Below are 14,499 nucleotides of genomic sequence, written 5' to 3' on the forward strand. Positions count from 1 at the left end.
ACTTTATCGGTAAAGTAATTGGCGCCAATATTTGAAATTCTTTGTGAGTTTGACACATAATAAGCGTGGTTACAATTTATCTGAAACATGAATTGATAAAGGCACCGTCAGTTTTAACTTTGTTCTGAAGTTGATGGCACCAGAACGTAGAAGTTTCCAACAATAAGTATATCCATATAAAGATGTAGAAAGGAATGTTGTAATTCAAACTTTCTTCCGATGTATCTATGAAATCAAAACATCTAATCTTTACGTATGAGTAAAGCAGTGCGTAACCAGAATCACAAGCTGCGCTGCGGAAAATAACAACAAAAGGAAAATAGGCAATGAATAACCTAACTAAGAATATTAATGCATTTGAACTATCAAATGATGAGCTTGATACTGTAGCTGGCGGTTTTGCAAGTAATACAAAGACTTTAGAACCTATACCAGATATTTTCAAAGGACAAAACTTACGTTTCCCTCAACCCAGTTTTGTTAATTTTGGTAGTTTCCAGGGTAATTATAACGTAACTAATCAAGATACAGGTTGCGAAATTACATACCCAATAACTGCTAAGTAGTAGCTGCTCCCGGCTTAAAACTGGCGCCGAGTTGATCGTATATAAATTTTGTTTTCTAAGTATTGTCTATATAAATAATACTTGTATTTGATATTTTTTACTTAGATAACAATTAAGTTCGGCGCCATCAAAGTATTAAAATGCACTGTAAAAACATTAGAGCAAGATGTTGATTCTTTAAGCTGGTTATGTGGATATTTTGCTTCAGAGATTAACAGCAGTTCAGACAACGATAAACCTCGATAACCAATAATACTATTATCTAAACTACTAATGAAACATGGTGCCGAATACGACCGATTTATTAGTATCTTACGTAACGACCAGGAACCCAACGCGATTATTGGTACAACTCAGTTGCGCCAATAATGGGCAATTAATTAAGTATTGAAACAAAAATGTAAAGATTAGTTTCAAAAAAAGACTCGATTATTAGCACCTGGTAAATTGATAATTAAAGCAAATATAACTTGCTTTCATCCGCAGTTTTCAGCCTGAAGTTCAATTTCTTTTAGGTCGAAATGGGAAGTGTGGAATATTAATAGGAGTGAAATCTTAAATTTAAGCACAAATAAAGAGAAAATAATGCAAGCAGGCAGATGCTTTGGTGTTGCTGTTTTGATCTGATAAGGAATCGCACCGCTCATATTACAAACAGGAGTATAGACTGTCATGACAAATAAAAATGCAGCCCAATTTTTCAAAGCCGTTAAACAAGATCAAGTATTAAAGGAAAAGCTCAAAGCAGCAACTGACTCAGAAGCATTTATCAGCATTGCTAATCTTGCTGGCTATAACTTCACAATTGAAGAATTACAGACTGAACTGAGCAAAATGTCTTCTGAGGAGTTGGCAGCTATTGTGAATCCAGGGGTCGCACCTAGACTTCACATTATCCCAAGGTAATTTCAGGTATAATTCTACGAGGATAGGCTTTTGACACATTAGAGCGCTCTGATGAAGAAGCGCGCGCTATTAATAACGCTCTGCTGGCTGAAATGCTGGTTGATTGAGTGGCGCCACTCACTACCTTGTGGGAAAACAAACGGGTAGATGGTGCCGCTTCAATAGGGGGAACGGTAACTTCCTCGGTGGCTACTAGTTCTTCATGCAGCATTAAACACATTATCTCTATGCCATTGCAACGCCTCTGCCAAACGGATAATATTGCTGTTGGGCAGGTAGTATTATTGATTCCCCCTTAAATTCTCGCATAGGCTTACAGTGTGGCGCCTGTCATGAGTACGTATCTAGATATTTATAAATTTAGATACTTAAACATTTAAGATTTTGTAGGTAAAATAATTGGCACCAATATTCAAATACTACGCATAATCAAGTTTAATCATTCATCCCACTTGAAAGCGCGCGGCTTACCCTTACATCCAAATATTTGTACAACACTGCAAATCCAGATTAACTATTTTTGAGAGTTGATTAACTTTTGTACTCTTTGATAACTAACCTTATCACCTCTTTGAGAGAATTTTTCTGCTGCTTCTTTAAAGTCACTTATTGCTTCTTTTTTATCTCCCATCAGCAAACGAGCAAGACCTCTATCTTCATATACATAAATATAATTAGGGTCTAGTATTATGGCTTTTTCACAATCGTCTAAAGCTTTTTTATCCCCAAAACCAGCACGAGCATAACAGCGACTAGAATAAAAAGCAGCACTATCGATAGTGTCTGGGCTAAGTTTAATTGCTCTGTCGCAGTCTATTACAGCTTCTTGATACTTTTTTAGTCCACGAGATTTTGCATAACATCGGCTATTATATGCATCAGAACTTTGAGGATTAAGCTGAATTGCTTTATTAGAATCTGCAATTGCTTCTTGGTACTTTTCTAAAACTAGATATGCATTACTTCGAGCAATGTAAGCGTTTGTATAGTTTGAGTTGATACTAATTGCTTGCGTGAAGTCTTTAATTGCTCGTTGGTAATCTCCAAGTCCAAACATTACAATACCCCTTTCTAGATATCTTTCGGCATTCATGTTGTCTTGGTTGTTTTGTATAGCCTGTATATTATTTGCAGCAAAAACCCAAATCATCAGAGACAAAGGAAGTAAAAATATTCGTTTTATTATCTGTTTCATTTTTAATATACATTCCCGCTATTATCTACAATGAAACTTATGTTTGGCTTATTAAAATTATGCACCATAACAGCACGGTGCCGTTCCACAGGAGTGACATAACAGTTGTTCTAAAGAGAACAAGCTCAAACCTTTTATTTAATTAATGTAGTTGTCGGTGCCTTTTCCCACATTTAATCACAAACGCGCGAAATACTCCTCAATTTTATGCTCGTAAACTATGTCCCAATAGAAAGCTCTATTCTGTTTGATTTGATACACACCTTCTCGCTCTACCCGGAAATCGATAATTAACCCCTCACGTTTGGCTAACTTCAGCTTTGTGATGGTACTACAATTTTAACGCCAGCGATGCAGGTCATTCTTCCCCTTGAGTATGAATATTTACCTAGAACAAAACCAATTTTCATCCATATCATTCGATTGTTTGAATACATTGATTTATACTGTCAGCAGAACTTATGCATGGGAATGCTTATATAATTATAGTCAGGGTCTCTAGGAAGGTAACAAATGAACAAAAAAGTTAATAAATCTCCGGTTTATACCTGTAATTATCCGGTTTATGATTATGAAAATAATAGTGTTTATATAGTTATTTACTACAACGGTAAAAAGGTTAAAATTCTAAAAAAAGAAGATGCTCCCTCCTTAGTAGAGGCTTTAGAAGCTGAAGAAAGCCCAGAAAACATTAGTTTTTACTTGAGTACCTATTTATAGATTTCTTTGAGTATAGAGCGTGTTTTAAAATAAATTAAAAGTTGCTGGCAATATAATAGAACTAGTGGTAGGTCATTATTAGCAGGATACGTTTTTACTTGATTATCACTATGCCACTGCAACACAACCGAAAGCACAGATAATATTGTTATTGAGCAGGTAGTAAAATAATGGCGCCTATAAATTAGTTAGGTTAAGTAAAGTTATTACACTTACAAGACCCTTTTTACTCTATCTAATTATCTAGTACTTATACATTCAACGCATCTACATTCACACAGGCGCCAGTAAGTGATGTACATGAACCAGCAAACATAGCTAGCTGTTCATTAATTCTTCTAAATTAATGAAAGATTCCTTGATTTGGGGATTTTTACTAGATGTGACTTCAAATTCAATTACTCCTATTGCTTCAACAATTTTTCCTTTGTGCTTTTCTGCTTCAGAGGGAGAACGCAATGATTGTTTATTCCAAGATGGGAAAATATGTACAATAGTACCATCTTCTAATACAATTTGAGATTTAATGTAATTACCTTTAAAATTTGGATTTCCAGGAAATTTAGGTTTGCTAAATTGTGATATATAATATCCTACAAGTTTTACTTTCTTACCATTCAAACGAGCTAAACCTTCACGGTTTCTGACTACTTCCAATTCGCTCATAGTTGCTTCTATATTATTTACTTTAGGAATTTCAGCGTGAGATGCTTGGATTGTGGTAAATGCGGAAAATGATAATATAGCAGGCAAAAATAAGCTAACAGTAAGTTGATTTAATTTTGTTTTAGTATGCATAATATTTAAACATTATTTTTTAGTTATTCAGGCTGCATCAAATATATTCTCTCTGTGCCATTGCAATGCTTCTACTCTAGGATAATATTGTTGCTGTGCTGGTAATATAATCGACTCTCCTATAAATTCTCTCATTGGTTTGCAGTTCGGCGCCTGTTCCCGTAAACTTTCCATAACTATAATCGTGTAGTCATCATTTATACTAAACCAACCACGGTCAAAAGCCCAGTGATGGGTCTTGCATAACGCTAGCCCATTGTCTATTTTGTCATCGTAGAATTTTGAAAATGGGAGAATGTGGGCGCCATCCACAATACCTTGCCCATTCAAATCAAGCACCTGATATCCACAAAACGCACAGCGATATCCATAAGTAGTTGTGATAATTTTACGAAACGCAGCGTCTCGAACTATAACTTTTTGTTCAGAATCTAACTCTTCAGGCTGGTAAATTTTACCCCCCGCGCGTTCCAATTCCGCTTGCAGTTCCCCGAAAGCATTTATATGTAAGATTCCCTCGATATTACTGGCGCCAGCGAACCACTCATCAATAAGCACCTGTGTTAATGCGCTTCTTCCTTGAGAATCTTGTAATATTTGCCACAACTCGTCATCAAAATACGCATATTCTACCGCTTGTTTTAAGGCGCCTGCTGATACAAGTTTTGCTTTGGATGTAACAGTTAGCTCAAAACCTGGGTTTGGTTGGAAGTGCCAAAAGCCATCGCTTCGTAGGTAAAAAAATGGTTGTCCGATGTCTGGGTTGCGCTTTGGTTCCAAGTGGCGCCATAAATTCATAAATTCAGCTACTAACTCACCAGATAACGGTATTTGGTTTTTTCTGATTTCTCCTCTGCTAATTAGTTCAATGATAGATAAAAGTAAAATTGGTTTGTTGGGCGCCGTACCCGTGTTACGGCTTACATTTAAACCACCAGGATTTGTCAGTTTAATCTTAGGAGAAAACTTTTTACAATAATAAGCTAGGTCTTTCACCATAATATTACTTAAATCAAAGACGTATTAAATTAATACATTAATATAGAATGGCTGCATATTATTTTTGTAAAAACAAGTGCCTTTAAATAACTTTAAAACTTTAAGCACCCTCCCCAACATCTTTCTGTTTTGATACATTGCGTCTTTTCGTTTGACGAGTTTGAACCGCAGCACGTAAAGCTTTAAGTTTATAAGAGTCAGCGTCTTTTTGCCATAAAAGTTGATAATTCTTGAGAATTGCACAATGGTCTTTTAAGCACTTTAACCACCCGGAACGAGTACTAATAAGGCACCAGTCATCCAATAGTCCCCAATCTTCTTCTTGAGAAGTTAAGCGGGCAAATTTTTCGTAGAGAGGATAATCACTATTAACCAAAGCATCTTTGTAATGAAGTATAGGAGGGTCATCATTATCAAAGTCCTCATACGTAACGCTTAAATTACGCAAATCAATAGATATTCTAGTTTGTAGCGCTGGATGAGGGTCTATATCGAAGTCAGGGTAATACAAGTAAGATATTTTCGGGCTTCTTGTATGGATTTTAATTACATTGGCGCCTTCCATTCGTCCAATCGTTCGGCTCGCACATCCCTCATACAGCCGTAACAATGGGTCAAGGTTTTGTAGTGCTGACACATGAACCAGTAAAGACAATGGTAACTTTTTACCAACAGTGCTGTTTTGACAATAAGTTTTAATATTCTTCAAGTCACCTAAGCTATGCAACATTTCGTAAGCTTCTAAGCAAGCTTGTTTATAAGTACCAAACAAACTCTTGATATCTTCCTGTACTTCAGGCGCCAGTTCTACGAGTTTTGGTGTTCTGCTAAATTTACTCAGTGCTAGGTAAACCATTAAATCTTGACGCCGTTTTTTCGTTATTGCTTCCCACTCAGTTGGGTCAGTAGCCTGCAAAATTAAATGATAAGCACGCTTAATACTACCAAACTCAGCAGTTATATCATCCTCGCTCTTTAGTTCACCCCTACTAGGTAATCTACCGCGTTCAGTTATAAAAGCCATTAAAGGTGCCAGTAGTTCTTGGTAATCTTCAAATTGTTTAACTTTTACTTTGATTCTGGGTGTGGTCGCACGGGAACGAAAACGCGAAGCTCGAAACAGTTGTGCTTCGGATTCGTTACGGAACACAAAATAAATACCCAAACCAGCGGGGAGCGCTTCAACACCCAACACCTGGTCAATATAAATTTTTAATTCTTCCTGCTCGTAGTACTTCTGGAAGGTATTGCGGGTAGTTACAACTCCATCACCATAAGCAATAGTACCTCGGTTTGTATCAGCTACAGTTACTTGAGCAGCAACGAGTAAAACCCTGCGGGTAAGCTCCCAAGCTTTGAGTAAAGCATCTCGACGTTCCCCAGTATTTTCAATCACGTTGATAACGTAACCAAGGTTAACTATATCAGCAGGCGCCTGTTCTATTTTGGGTAAATAATAAGGGTCCCAACCAGCACTTGTATATCCCTGTTGAGCAATACCCTTAATATCCTCACCGTGTCCACAACCGTAATCAAAAAAAGTATTACCCTGTGTAAATAAACCAGCTTCCAACGCCAAACGTACAGGACGTGACAACTCACCACGAATAATTGCTGCTTTATGACGGTCTATCTGTCGTGCTGGTTCATCAGTACCTATTACTGGGTAAAGTGGAACAAGACGATGCTCGACAATTTTGACATTGTAAGCTTTTAAGCGTTTTTCCCAACCTGAACGTGTACCAATAGTCTTGGCATCACGTAACAACCCTAAAGCAACTTCGGCGCCTGTTAATTCAGCAAACAACCCATAATTAGGATATTCAGGTGTAACAAACGTCTCTTTACGATGTAAGATTGGCGGATTTTTTGAATCACTATAATCTCTATGTACTACTTTTAAGCTTTCTAAATCTACCTGGACACTGCTATGTAGTGCTGGATGAGGGTCAGTGTCAAACTCTGGATAAAACAGGTAAGAAATTTTTGGTTGGAAAAAGCAGAATTTTACTAACGTAGCTTCTATTTGAGAAACGGCGCTAAGAGCATACTGCTCATAATGTTGTAATATTTCTTCAAGCGCGCTTAGTGCAGAAATATGAACATAAAGTGCATCGGGTAAGACTTTACCAACTTTGCTAGACCTACACGTTTGAGCAATTATACTTAGATTGGGTAAATTTTTGTGCTTATTGGTTAAGATAGTATCCCGAACTGTACCCAATTCCTGTATAGTAGAAAGCTTGTGTTCTTCTATTGGGTCATCAGTTTGTAATTTATTGAAGTTATTATTTTGCTCAATCATTGACCTGCTTATAGATAAACATTCTATTATCAAGCTATTTAATGCATCATATAACGAATCTTTTCATAATAATTCGTATTACTATCGATTTTACATTTATGCTTGTTAAGTTATAAAGATTATCACTTATGGGAAAACAAATTAGTCTAAATTTAGACGGTGCTGTAAAAGAAACAATTAATGTAAATCCTGTATTTGCTCGCCATGAGACATTTCACCCACGTTACGGTTGGATAAAAAAGGGGTTTGATGCAGCTTGCCAAAATCCTAAAATATTTTTACAGGACGATGCACCCGTAAGACTTGGTGTTGGAAAAAACATGTCAATGGCGATTCGTTACTGGTGTAATGCTTTTAAAGTGTTAGAGAATGATGAACCTTCGGAGTTCGGTGAGCGACTTTTAGGAGAAAATGGTTGGGATAAGTATTTGGAAGACCCCGCAACACTATGGCTTTTACATTGGAACCTGTTAAAACCAAGTTGTAATGCTGCTGCTTGGTACTTTGCTTTTAACATTTTCCGAGAAAGCGAGTTTTCGCAGGATGATTTATTTAATGCTTTATCCGACTATAAGGATACACTGGCGGCTCGTACCGTTGAATCTTCCCTAAAGAAAGACGTTACTTGTATTTTACGAATGTACGTTGAGCAACCAACAAAAGGTGGTCTAGGTGAAGAAAGCATAGATTGTCCATTTACCCAATTAGGAATTATAAATACAGCAGGAGACTCTAGACGCTTTACGTTTCGTTTCGGCGCTAAAAGGAATTTACCAGCAGAAATAATAGTTGCTGCTTGCTTAGAGTATGCTAGTTTTGTTGGACGGGAACAGCGAAATATTTCTATATCACGCTTGGTTTACGAGACTGGTAGTCCTGGAATGGCTCTTAAGCTTTCAGAGAACGCGATATGTGATGCTATCGAGCAAGTTGCAAAGTGGTCAAACAATGTTTATCTCTCTGATTCTGCTGGTTTAATTCAATTTTCCTTTCAATCTGAGCCAGAAGCGCTAGGACAGAGTATTTTAGAAAAGTATTACAAAGGCAAGGTTGCTTAGGCAGGTCGATGAATAACCCTTTATCTGATTATTTCAGTCTCAAACGTCGTTACTCTCGTTCTATCAACCTTGAACGGGATTTAGATAAAACTGATGCTTTACATGGTTATATCCCTACCGAAAGGTCAGTAGATGCAACCAAGCGTATATTAGCTGGATTAGCAGGAGAATCAGAAAATCGTGCTTGGACAGTAACTAGTGTTTATGGAACTGGGAAATCAGCTTTCGCTCATTTCTTCGCTTCTTTATGCGGTTCATCTCAAAATCCATCACGACATATAGCACTAGAAATTGCAGCACAAACCTTTGGCGATGATAGTGTTGAATATTTTACTTTAGAAGAAAATATACCTGCTCAAGGTTTATTTAGAGCAGTCGCAACAGCACAGCGAGAACCAATAAGTAACACTATCGTTCGTGCATTACATAGAGGTGTCGAATCTTTTTGGTCACATAAAAAGCGGAGTAAAATAGCGATAGCGTGTGATTTAGTAGACTTAGAAGCTCAAGTTGCGAATGGAGAAATAATAGATAGCAAAGAAATTCCTAATTTACTAAAAGAAGTTGCCAAAGCTGCTGATACTAATATTTTATTGATTATCGATGAATTAGGTAAAAACCTAGAGTATGCAGTTCAAAATCAAGGCGCCGTAGATTTATATTTATTACAGCAATTAGCAGAACTCCGTAAAGATAGCGGTTATAAAGTTTATATCATTGGTTTACTACACCAAGCCTTCGCCGATTATGGAGAACGGTTAGCTTCAGTACAGCGTAACGAATGGTCTAAAATTCAAGGTCGATTTGAAGATATTCCATTTAAAGACTCTCCAGTACAAATGATACGCTTAATTGGTCAAGCAATCGATCAATCACAAGCGTCAGATTTTCATCCCATTGTTGAAAGTCAAGCAGCACACTGGTATCAAGCCTTACCTAGTGACATACAAGAAGACTACACAGAAGAGAATCTAAAATTAGCTTTTCCTCTACATCCAATTACGGCATTAGTGCTACCTATTTTATGTACAAGGTATGCTCAAAATGACCGCTCATTATTTACATTTTTAACAAGTAGCGAGCCATATTCTTTTACAAACTTTTTAAAAGAAACCAGCGTAGAAAGCGAGTCACAAAACATATTGCTATTATCAACCCTCAAATTAGATAGAATCTACGATTATTTTATCGAAGCGGTTGGTTCTGGTTTAGCTTCTCGTCCTAATCTTCAACGTTGGGTAGAAATTCAGAATTTAATCGATGATGCAAGAAACAAAGATGTTGATAGTTTGCGTGTATTAAAAGCTATCGGTATCCTCAATCTTGTAACAACGACAGGCACCTTACGAGCGACTCGTGCATTTGTAACGCAGGCAATGTGCGAAACTCCCACGGATGAAACAAAATCTCACTGGGAGCAAGTAATTGATAGCCTTCTGAAAAAATCTACTATTACTTATCGGCGCCAGTTAGACGAACTACGAATTTGGCAAGGTTCTGATTTTAATGTCGATGTTGAGTTAACAAATTATCTTGAACAAGAGCGTTCCAATGCAGTAAAACTTCTTTCAGCTATTCGTTCCCTAACACCTGTAGTTGCTCAACGACACAGTTACAAAACGGGTACGTTACGTTACTTCGAGCGTCAATATATAGATGGGGCGCAAAACATTGCTAAGTTACGTTGTTCACACGATGAATGTGACGGGCTAATTGGGTATTGGGTAGATAACGAGGCGCCATCAGATATTCCAGCATTTACAGCAGATGGAAAACCTTTAGTTGTATTATGTCCATCTAACTTGGATATATTGCGGATTCGAGCGCGCGAGTTTGCAGCTTTAAAGAAAATCCAAACTACGGCGGCTGAACTGCAAAGTGATGGTGTAGCAAGGCAAGAAGTACGTTATCGATTGGTACAAGCGGAACAATTACTGGATGAAAGCCTCACCCAAACCTTTGATATCTCAGCAAGTAACAGTTGTTGGATTGGAGGTAAGCAGGAAACCATAAACCACATTACGGATTTTAACGCCAAGCTATCTGATATTTGTGATGAGGTTTATCACCGAGGACTAAAGCTCTGGAACGAATTAATCAACCGTCGTGAGCTAACCCCACAAGGTAGCAAAGCAAGACGAGAACTTATCGAGGCAATGATAGAAAAGCTCGATAGGGAAAGACTTTGCTTAGAAGGCTATGGACCCGAAGTTACTATGTATTATTCAGTACTGAGCGAAACGGGTATTCATCGTGAAGATAGCGATGGATGGGGATTTTATCAACCGTTAGAAACATCAGGAGTGTCACAAATTTGGCAGGCAATAGATGATTTCTGCTTACAAGCCAAAAATAAAATACAGTCTGTAGACAAACTCTACACGTTTTTAGCGGCGCCTCCTTACGGGGTAAAACGTGGTGTTATACCTGTATTATTAGCTGCGGTACTCTTGTATCATGTAGACGATGTCGGTGTTTACAAAGATGGTGTGTTTATTCCTGTCTTGGGTGCAGAACATTTTGAACTGCTACTAAAAGATGCATCACGATTCGCGGTTAAGTACTTTGAGGTTGTAGGACTACGGTCACAGGTATTTAAAGAACTCGAATCGATTTTGCGTAAGAAGGATGCACCAAAGAGCAAAGGAACCAGAAACACAACTTTATTGGTTGTTGTTAAACCTTTGTTCCAATTCGTGAAGAAGCTGCCTGCATACACTAGTAAAACCAAGCGTCTAAGTAAGGAAGCGTTGGCTGTGTTACAAACCTTACAAAAAGCTCAAGAGCCAGATGAACTGTTGTTTACTTCTTTACCAATAGCTTGCGGTTTAAACCCAATTATTGCAGACCAAGAAGATGATGGTACAATAGCAAAAACTTTACGTAAGACTCTTGTTGCAGCACTGCACGAAATTCAAACTGCTTATGACCGCTTACTAGGTGAGTGTCAAGTATTGCTTCATAGTGCGTTTGCAGTACGTAGTAATGAAAGTAAGCTACGGGAAGATTTGCGTGTAAGAGCTAGTTATTTAAGCGGTCAAGTATTAGAACATCGCGTTAGGTCTTTTGTGCTAGCCGCTGCTAATGAAAATGCTAGTGATACCGAATGGTTAGAAGCACTGTTAATGATTATTGCCGATAAACCAGCGGAATCATGGACAGACGAAGATGTAACCAATTTTGAACTAAAACTTTCAGATTTAGCTCGACGGTTTAAAAACCTTGAATCTATACAGAAAGATTCTCAAACACGTACATCAGACGGGTTTGAAGCTCGCAAAATAACCGTTACACGTCCTGATGGGCAGGAAACACACTCGCTGGTTTGGTTCGATAATGAAAATCAAAATCAAGTAGATGGTGTATTTGAGGAAATTTTGGCAATATTAGAAAAATACAACAATCCGCAATTAGACCGAGCTGTTGTTGCCAAGTTGACCGAGCATATTTTATCTTCGGCGCCAACTGATAAAGTGTCTGAAACTAGGGTTAAACGCAAAGGGCAAAAAAAGGATGGAAGGAAAAGCAGTTAGGCATATTCTGGGTTTATCAGGGGGTAAAGACAGTACTGCTTTAGCCGTACTTATGCGGGAGAAGCATCCAGAGATAAATATGGAGTACTTCTTTTGCGACACACACAAGGAACTGCAAGAAACTTACGATTACCTCAAGCGTATTGAGGCTCGTTTGGGGATCAAAATTAATTACCTGGCAGCAGAACGTGGGTTTGACCATTGGTTAGCAATCCACGGTGGTATGCTTCCCTCTCCTACCATGCGCTGGTGTACCAACAGAATGAAAATTGAACCTTTAGAAAAATTTGTTGGTAGCGACGAAGCAATCAGTTATGTTGGTATCCGTGCGGATGAGGATAGAGAGGGATACGTTTCTAAAAAGCCTAATATCAAAGCCGTTTTCCCCTTTAAGGAGCTTGGACTAGTTAAAAGCGATATTATGCGTATTTTGGAAGACAGCGGTATAGGATTACCAAAATACTACGAATGGCGTAGCCGTTCTGGTTGTTTCTTTTGTTTCTTCCAGCGTAAGTACGAATGGGTTATGTTAGCCCAGGAGCATCCTGAGCTATTTGAGCAGGCTATCAAGTACGAGCAAGACCATAGTAATGGAAGGACTTATACCTGGGTTCAAGGACAAACGCTGCAAGAAATACGTGACCGTAAAGATGAGATAATCGCTGAACACAACAAAGCTATGGCTAAAAAGCAACAAGCGGCGCCTGCTAAAAATTTAGCTGAAGCTTTGGAGGAAGTTCTCAACGATGAAGATGACGAATTGCCTTGTTTTGCTTGTCACTTATAAACATCAGGGTTAATACTGTTTACAATAGGGTAGTAAATTAGGCTACTCATGGACACAACTACTCAAACGCAGTATCAAGGGTCACACATAGCACGTATTCCTCGTGATCAGCAAGGTTTATATGCTTGGTATTACAAACCAAACATTGTTGACGAAAATGCTATCAGTAAAACTCTTTCATCCTTTTTAGGGGCAACTATTGAAATTTCGACAAGCATCCAAATGCGTTATGGTGTTCGCCTAATCTCAACATCACCTCTAAACCTTGTCTGTGGTGAGCAGCAGCAAACAGCGTCAAAGGTTTTGGATGAAGCAATTGCCAATGCGGACAAATTTTTTATAGATTTTTTTAAGTCTAACGCGGTACAAATTTTTACAAGACCAATTTATATTGGTATAGCAAAAGACCTTCATAAAAGAGTATACCGTCAGCATTACTTATCTTTAAGTGATATGTGGGATGACAGCCACCTGGTTAGCAGACATTTAACTGCTTACCCTCAAGCAACGGTGGAATCAGTTATGAAGCAATTAGATTTATCCCATTCATTTGCACTTGAAGCCAGAGTAAGGCAGATAGCGCCACGGGATTTAATTGTACATATTTTCCCAACCAGTACCCTTCCAAAGGATATTGGTCCTGATAGCGATGAACCGAAGCAAGATACAGCAGCAAGACGGGCATTAGAAAGACTTTTACAGTTAGTAGCAGATCCAATTTGTGGGAGACGTTAATTATGTTTGGTGTACAAAAAAATCCAATCTATGGAACTTATGGTGAATTTACAGTAGGTCCTGATAATAATCGTGTGCGCGCTCAGTTTTTATTGACAAAAATGAAACCAGGCTCTGAAGGGATTTGGGAGAATGAGCTTGCTTCTCAAATGGTGCCTTGGCGTGAAGTATTTAATATAGAAGAGCTTACTTTCGATGAGTTACTGCAACGTGACCTTGATGATTCTCGTGTAGCTCATGACCTTATTCCTTATTTGCTAGGAGAAAAAGAAGCATCTGCAAGATTTTTCCCACCAATACTTGCAGTTCTTGTTCCTAAGAACAATAATCAAACAGGTATTGAGCCATATTACCCAACACCAACGGCTGCTCAAAATGATGAAAAAATTGAGTTTGGCGAACTGTTTGATTTTAATAAAATTAGGTTTCAAGAGAAACTAACGCCGTTGGGCGAAATAAAATATAACCGCCAAAGAACAGGATTTGTTATTGTAGATGGTCAACATCGTGCAATGGCTGTTTTAGCTTTGCATCGTCAGATTAATAAAAGCTGGGGTGCTGATAGATATGCTTCTTTTTACAATCATTTGTCTTTAAATACAGAGCAGATTAAACGCATAGAGCTACCTGTATGTGTTGTGTTTTTACCAGACTTACATTATGGAAATCAAGAATATATGCAAAAAGGAATAGATTTAAAAAGGGTTTGTCGTGAAATATTTTTAGTTGTAAATCAAACCGCTAAAAAAGTTAGTAAATCACGCGAGTTGCTTCTAGATGATGAGGACTTTGCAGCTAGGATGATGCGAACAACTTTATCAAAATTAAAAGGACGAGGAGAAGATTTGTCTTCAATTGCCCGTATTTATTCATTTGCATTTGGCGATTCGGAATCGG

The 14,499-nt window shown here is 38.0% G+C and carries 14 protein-coding genes; 8 read left to right on the forward strand and 6 right to left on the reverse strand.

Annotated features, from left to right (window positions below; translation table 11 throughout):
- Nucleotides 1–326 precede the first annotated feature (326 nt).
- A complete protein-coding gene (locus AC2JBO_RS19380; RefSeq protein ID WP_496955286.1) occupies nt 327–566 on the forward strand; it encodes a CTB family bacteriocin in 240 nt (79 codons plus the stop codon).
- A 101-nt stretch (nt 567–667) separates the two neighbouring features.
- Here AC2JBO_RS19380 and AC2JBO_RS19385 read toward each other — a convergent pair whose 3' ends face one another.
- A complete protein-coding gene (locus AC2JBO_RS19385) occupies nt 668–901 on the reverse strand; it encodes a hypothetical protein (RefSeq protein WP_496955287.1) in 234 nt (77 codons plus the stop codon).
- Nucleotides 902–1,238: 337 nt separating this feature from the next.
- On the opposite strand from AC2JBO_RS19385, the gene AC2JBO_RS19390 reads away from it, so the two are divergent.
- On the forward strand, nt 1,239–1,472 hold the full coding sequence (locus tag AC2JBO_RS19390; RefSeq protein ID WP_496955288.1) for a Nif11-like leader peptide family natural product precursor: 234 nt from the start codon (nt 1,239–1,241) through the stop codon (nt 1,470–1,472).
- Here the strand turns inward: AC2JBO_RS19390 and AC2JBO_RS19395 are convergent.
- Together AC2JBO_RS19395 and AC2JBO_RS19400 are read right to left on the reverse strand one after the other, a co-directional pair.
- On the reverse strand, nt 1,459–1,683 hold the full coding sequence (locus AC2JBO_RS19395; protein ID WP_496955289.1) for a hypothetical protein: 225 nt from the start codon (nt 1,681–1,683) through the stop codon (nt 1,459–1,461). The genes AC2JBO_RS19390 and AC2JBO_RS19395 overlap by 14 nt on opposite strands.
- A gap of 303 nt (nt 1,684–1,986) precedes the next feature.
- Nucleotides 1,987–2,667: a tetratricopeptide repeat protein gene (locus AC2JBO_RS19400; protein ID WP_496955290.1), complete on the reverse strand. Its 681-nt coding sequence runs from the start codon at nt 2,665–2,667 to the stop codon at nt 1,987–1,989.
- A gap of 513 nt (nt 2,668–3,180) precedes the next feature.
- Here AC2JBO_RS19400 and AC2JBO_RS19405 point away from each other — a divergent pair.
- On the forward strand, nt 3,181–3,387 hold the full coding sequence (locus AC2JBO_RS19405) for a hypothetical protein (protein WP_496955291.1): 207 nt from the start codon (nt 3,181–3,183) through the stop codon (nt 3,385–3,387).
- A 318-nt stretch (nt 3,388–3,705) separates the two neighbouring features.
- Here the strand turns inward: AC2JBO_RS19405 and AC2JBO_RS19410 are convergent, their stop codons facing one another.
- From AC2JBO_RS19410 to AC2JBO_RS19420, 3 genes are all read right to left on the reverse strand, one after another.
- Nucleotides 3,706–4,185: a hypothetical protein gene (locus tag AC2JBO_RS19410; RefSeq protein ID WP_496955292.1), complete on the reverse strand. Its 480-nt coding sequence runs from the start codon at nt 4,183–4,185 to the stop codon at nt 3,706–3,708.
- 27 nt (nt 4,186–4,212) lie between these two features.
- Nucleotides 4,213–5,184, reverse strand: a complete 972-nt coding sequence (locus AC2JBO_RS19415; RefSeq protein ID WP_496955293.1) for an HNH endonuclease — start codon at nt 5,182–5,184, stop codon at nt 4,213–4,215.
- Nucleotides 5,185–5,284: 100 nt separating this feature from the next.
- Nucleotides 5,285–7,489: a DNA phosphorothioation-associated putative methyltransferase gene (locus AC2JBO_RS19420; RefSeq protein ID WP_496955294.1), complete on the reverse strand. Its 2,205-nt coding sequence runs from the start codon at nt 7,487–7,489 to the stop codon at nt 5,285–5,287.
- A gap of 128 nt (nt 7,490–7,617) precedes the next feature.
- On the opposite strand from AC2JBO_RS19420, the gene AC2JBO_RS19425 reads away from it, so the two are divergent.
- From AC2JBO_RS19425 to AC2JBO_RS19445, 5 genes are all read left to right on the forward strand, one after another.
- Nucleotides 7,618–8,547 carry a DUF4007 family protein gene (locus tag AC2JBO_RS19425; RefSeq protein WP_496955295.1) on the forward strand — a complete coding sequence of 310 codons (930 nt, stop codon included), beginning with the start codon at nt 7,618–7,620 and terminating at the stop codon, nt 8,545–8,547.
- An 8-nt stretch (nt 8,548–8,555) separates the two neighbouring features.
- Complete coding sequence (locus AC2JBO_RS19430) at nt 8,556–12,080, forward strand: hypothetical protein (protein WP_496955296.1); 3,525 nt, start codon at nt 8,556–8,558, stop codon at nt 12,078–12,080.
- Nucleotides 12,061–12,867, forward strand: coding sequence for a phosphoadenosine phosphosulfate reductase family protein (locus tag AC2JBO_RS19435; protein ID WP_496955297.1), 807 nt, complete (start codon nt 12,061–12,063; stop codon nt 12,865–12,867). Before AC2JBO_RS19430 ends, AC2JBO_RS19435 begins: the two co-directional genes overlap by 20 nt.
- Before the next feature lie 48 nt (nt 12,868–12,915).
- A complete protein-coding gene (locus AC2JBO_RS19440) occupies nt 12,916–13,602 on the forward strand; it encodes a hypothetical protein (protein WP_496955298.1) in 687 nt (228 codons plus the stop codon).
- 2 nt (nt 13,603–13,604) lie between these two features.
- A partial coding sequence (locus AC2JBO_RS19445) for a ParB N-terminal domain-containing protein (RefSeq protein WP_496955299.1) occupies nt 13,605–14,499 on the forward strand: 895 nt, incomplete at its 3' end.

The sequence above is a fragment of the Calothrix sp. CBUCES-K 9914 genome, assembly GCF_059640475.1.

What these genes read in the sequence shown, in the direction of transcription:
- AC2JBO_RS19430 (WP_496955296.1), top strand. Translation starts at nt 8,556, where the DNA reads ATGAATAACCCTTTATCTGATTATTTCAGTCTCAAACGTCGTTACTCT.
- AC2JBO_RS19420 (WP_496955294.1), bottom strand. Translation starts at nt 7,489, where the DNA reads ATGATTGAGCAAAATAATAACTTCAATAAATTACAAACTGATGACCCA.
- AC2JBO_RS19440 (WP_496955298.1), top strand. Translation starts at nt 12,916, where the DNA reads ATGGACACAACTACTCAAACGCAGTATCAAGGGTCACACATAGCACGT.
- AC2JBO_RS19405 (WP_496955291.1), top strand. Translation starts at nt 3,181, where the DNA reads ATGAACAAAAAAGTTAATAAATCTCCGGTTTATACCTGTAATTATCCG.
- AC2JBO_RS19395 (WP_496955289.1), bottom strand. Translation starts at nt 1,683, where the DNA reads ATGCTGCATGAAGAACTAGTAGCCACCGAGGAAGTTACCGTTCCCCCT.
- AC2JBO_RS19380 (WP_496955286.1), top strand. Translation starts at nt 327, where the DNA reads ATGAATAACCTAACTAAGAATATTAATGCATTTGAACTATCAAATGAT.
- AC2JBO_RS19390 (WP_496955288.1), top strand. Translation starts at nt 1,239, where the DNA reads ATGACAAATAAAAATGCAGCCCAATTTTTCAAAGCCGTTAAACAAGAT.
- AC2JBO_RS19415 (WP_496955293.1), bottom strand. Translation starts at nt 5,184, where the DNA reads ATGGTGAAAGACCTAGCTTATTATTGTAAAAAGTTTTCTCCTAAGATT.
- AC2JBO_RS19435 (WP_496955297.1), top strand. Translation starts at nt 12,061, where the DNA reads ATGGAAGGAAAAGCAGTTAGGCATATTCTGGGTTTATCAGGGGGTAAA.
- AC2JBO_RS19410 (WP_496955292.1), bottom strand. Translation starts at nt 4,185, where the DNA reads ATGCATACTAAAACAAAATTAAATCAACTTACTGTTAGCTTATTTTTG.
- AC2JBO_RS19400 (WP_496955290.1), bottom strand. Translation starts at nt 2,667, where the DNA reads ATGAAACAGATAATAAAACGAATATTTTTACTTCCTTTGTCTCTGATG.
- AC2JBO_RS19425 (WP_496955295.1), top strand. Translation starts at nt 7,618, where the DNA reads ATGGGAAAACAAATTAGTCTAAATTTAGACGGTGCTGTAAAAGAAACA.